The following is a 2846-nucleotide window of genomic DNA, read 5'->3' on the forward strand; positions in this document are numbered from 1 at the left end:
AAACAGATCCTCGCAGCTCCCTGTTGGCCATCATTTTTCGTTTCCGCTTCTCCTCAGCAGATATAATCGTTCGAAGCTCCGTCTGTTCTTCAGCGGTGATATCCAGCCACATAATCAGCTTTTTGTTGCTAATGTTATATCCTGCACCCGGGTACCCTTTTTTTATCGCAACGGCATTGGCTTCCTCGCTGTTTTTTGCCTTCCAGGCTTTCTCAGCGCTCCGTGTAGCGCGTTCAACCTCTTTTAGGGGTAAAGGTTCTCGGAACTGTAAATTAAGCGTCTGCGTTTGATTTAACGCTTCTGCGGGGGCATTTGTATAACAACAAAGCCAATACCGGTATAAAAAACAAATCGTTTCACGGTAACCGGTAACATCATAGCTTCTCATTTCCACCAGCTTCACTAAATCCAAAAGTCTCGCGTAGTGCAATTTGTATGTAGTAAATAAGTGCGCAACCTTTTTCTTTCGCCCGCGCTTTTTAACCCCGGGCTGAATTTCCGGTGTAAGATCCGGTAAATAATCATGCTGAAGATCTCGTAATACATAACGGTAATCATGGCGGTACTCCGCTTTTACCATTTCGCCATTTTTACTGTTAATGCTTCCGGCGATCCGAAACACTCTGGCTGCGTCAGACGCTTTTTCGTCTCCACCCAGGGTCTTTAACGTTCCTAAGAAATGATTCTGAACAGCCTGCCATAGTGGTAACGCCTGTTGCGGAATGGGTTCTAAAAGCCAGATCAAGACGAGCCCCTGACCGCTGAAGATCAAAATGTTCGGTTCTGGGACAGCTTGGCCAAAGTACTCATACTCAAGCTTTCCAAGAATCCAGTCCGGTTCATAATTAAATAAATAAAAGTCCAAATCAATATATAAAGAGCGTAGCTGGCGAATGTTTTCTATATTTCGTTGTGGTTTAAAAAACGTGTTCTGACTGAAGTACACATCTTCGCCAATCCAGTTCGCCAGTCGATCGGCCAGATCCTCCGGCTTATAGTGATACTGTTTCCAATCTTCTTGGCCGTTTCGCTTGGCGACGGTTACCCATCCGTCACCGCCGTTGTGGTGAAACCATGCGTGATATTGCGCTTCTTTTAAAGCCAGTCCATCTATGCCTTTCATTTTTTTCCTCTCCTTTTCTCTTGGAAAGGAACATATGCCTATGGTATATTTAAAATACAATATATGAAAAGAGGGTATCTTACCCTTCATATGAAGGCATTTGTCCTTCCTTTTTCTTTTTGAAAAGCCCCGCCGTCGCCAAACAGTAGGGGTTTTTCTTATGTCTATTATTCTAGCACTGATTGTTTTAAGAAGGAATGAAAGGATTTATATAATTAAAAGATACTTAAAAAGAAGAAAATACAAATGTAGTTGTACACTTACACAAACCTTCGAAGGTGATAGTTCTTAGTACCTAGGTAAATTGTATATTTTTATATATTTATACATAAATTAACGTTTTTTGTCTTTTTTACCATATTTTCATGTTAATGTATTTAATATATTACATAAAAAGGATGTGTGAAGATGAAAAAGTTAGTTTGCAGTTTCTTAGTCTTAGTTATGTTTTTGGGCACGATGACTCCTCCAGTTTTTGGACAGGAAGGTAACTCATCAGCAAACTCTAGTAAAGTCGATGTTTTAAATTTAGTAGAACCTTATGTTGAGTTACAAGAGGATGGGACATTAGCTTTAGAGGGTGTACCTAGAGGGTTGTACCAAGCTTTCGATCTTGAAAATCTAGAAAGTCATTTTGATCAGATTAATAAAGAAGTGTTAGAAGGTAATTTAGTAATTGATGAAGATCTTAACATTAGTGAAACGGGGTTTTCAACCTTTCACCATGCTGGTTATGGTAGTTGGTCATACCATTGGTGGGGATATCAAAGGTTGTTTAATAATTCGCAAGCTAATGAATATAGACTTCGATTACTTTCGCAAGCTGCAGGGGCCGGAATGGTGACTGGTGTAACTAAATGGTTTCCACCGGTAGGTGGTATCGCAGCGGTATCAGGTGGTTATTGGGCTCTTTTAGCAACTCGTGTCGAAGCTAATAACCGAGGTAATGGTGTAAAAGTAAGTGTTACTTGGGTAAATGTTTTTTCAGTAGAATCTCTTTAAAAAAAATAAAAGCAATGCATAATATTATGCATTGCTTTTTATACGTTTTCCAAAACTAAAAATAATGAATATAACTATAAAAAATCCTACTTGTAAAAGAACAGGGATACTATCTAGCATAATTAAAATCCTTCCTTTCAAAAATGAGTTTAATAAACTTTAGATAAAATTACTTGAGATAAAAAAACAGTAATTATTGTTAAAGCACCTAGTATCTGAACCAAGGAAAATGCAGTTACATTTATAAAGTCATATCCAATTAAAATAATAAATATTAAATAAAAGATCATAATAGCAAAATAAGAGAAATACATTCCTTTTTCTTTAATCATTCTTATTCTTTCGTCTTCACTTTGATACTGAGGGAATAAATAACCTAAACATAGAAACATAATTGATACTGAAAAAAGTAAAAAACCAGTAGCATTTAATTCTATATCGGGGTTAAATACTTGACTAAATATAATATAGATACTAGTTATCAATACTGTTAAACCTATTAAAAAATTTCCGCTTCTGCTTTTCATTTTAATTTTCCTCCTTTATTTCTATCCTTTTCCTCTAATAAGAAGATATCTTCAATATTCTTTTTTAATAGCTCAGCAATATGCATTGCTAATGGTAAAGAGGGATTGTATTTTCCTTTTTCAATTGAGGAAACAGTTTGTCGAGAAACACCCAACTTTTCAGCAAACATATCTTGTGATAAGCCACTTTTTTT

At 36.5% G+C, this 2846-nt stretch carries 4 protein-coding genes; 1 reads left to right on the forward strand and 3 read right to left on the reverse strand.

Going from position 1 to position 2846, the window contains the following annotated elements; all coding sequences use genetic code 11:
- Nucleotides 1–1123 (reverse strand): replication protein (locus G476_RS0100005; RefSeq protein WP_035185834.1); only part of this gene is annotated, 1123 nt, incomplete at its 3' end.
- A gap of 408 nt (nucleotides 1124–1531) precedes the next feature.
- On the opposite strand from G476_RS0100005, the gene G476_RS20890 reads away from it, so the two are divergent.
- Complete coding sequence (locus G476_RS20890; protein ID WP_051314585.1) at nucleotides 1532–2125, forward strand: hypothetical protein; 594 nt, start codon at nucleotides 1532–1534, stop codon at nucleotides 2123–2125.
- A gap of 149 nt (nucleotides 2126–2274) precedes the next feature.
- Here the strand turns inward: G476_RS20890 and G476_RS0100015 are convergent, their stop codons facing one another.
- Together G476_RS0100015 and G476_RS0100020 are read right to left on the reverse strand one after the other, a co-directional pair.
- Nucleotides 2275–2652: a hypothetical protein gene (locus G476_RS0100015; RefSeq protein ID WP_035185835.1), complete on the reverse strand. Its 378-nt coding sequence runs from the start codon at nucleotides 2650–2652 to the stop codon at nucleotides 2275–2277.
- Nucleotides 2649–2846, reverse strand: a 198-nt coding sequence (locus tag G476_RS0100020; RefSeq protein WP_026688298.1) for a helix-turn-helix transcriptional regulator, incomplete at its 5' end; no start/stop codon positions are given. The genes G476_RS0100015 and G476_RS0100020, both read right to left, overlap by 4 nt.

The sequence above is a fragment of the Alteribacter aurantiacus DSM 18675 genome (assembly GCF_000429705.1).
In the GTDB taxonomy this organism is placed as follows: domain Bacteria; phylum Bacillota; class Bacilli; order Bacillales; family Salisediminibacteriaceae; genus Alteribacter; species Alteribacter aurantiacus.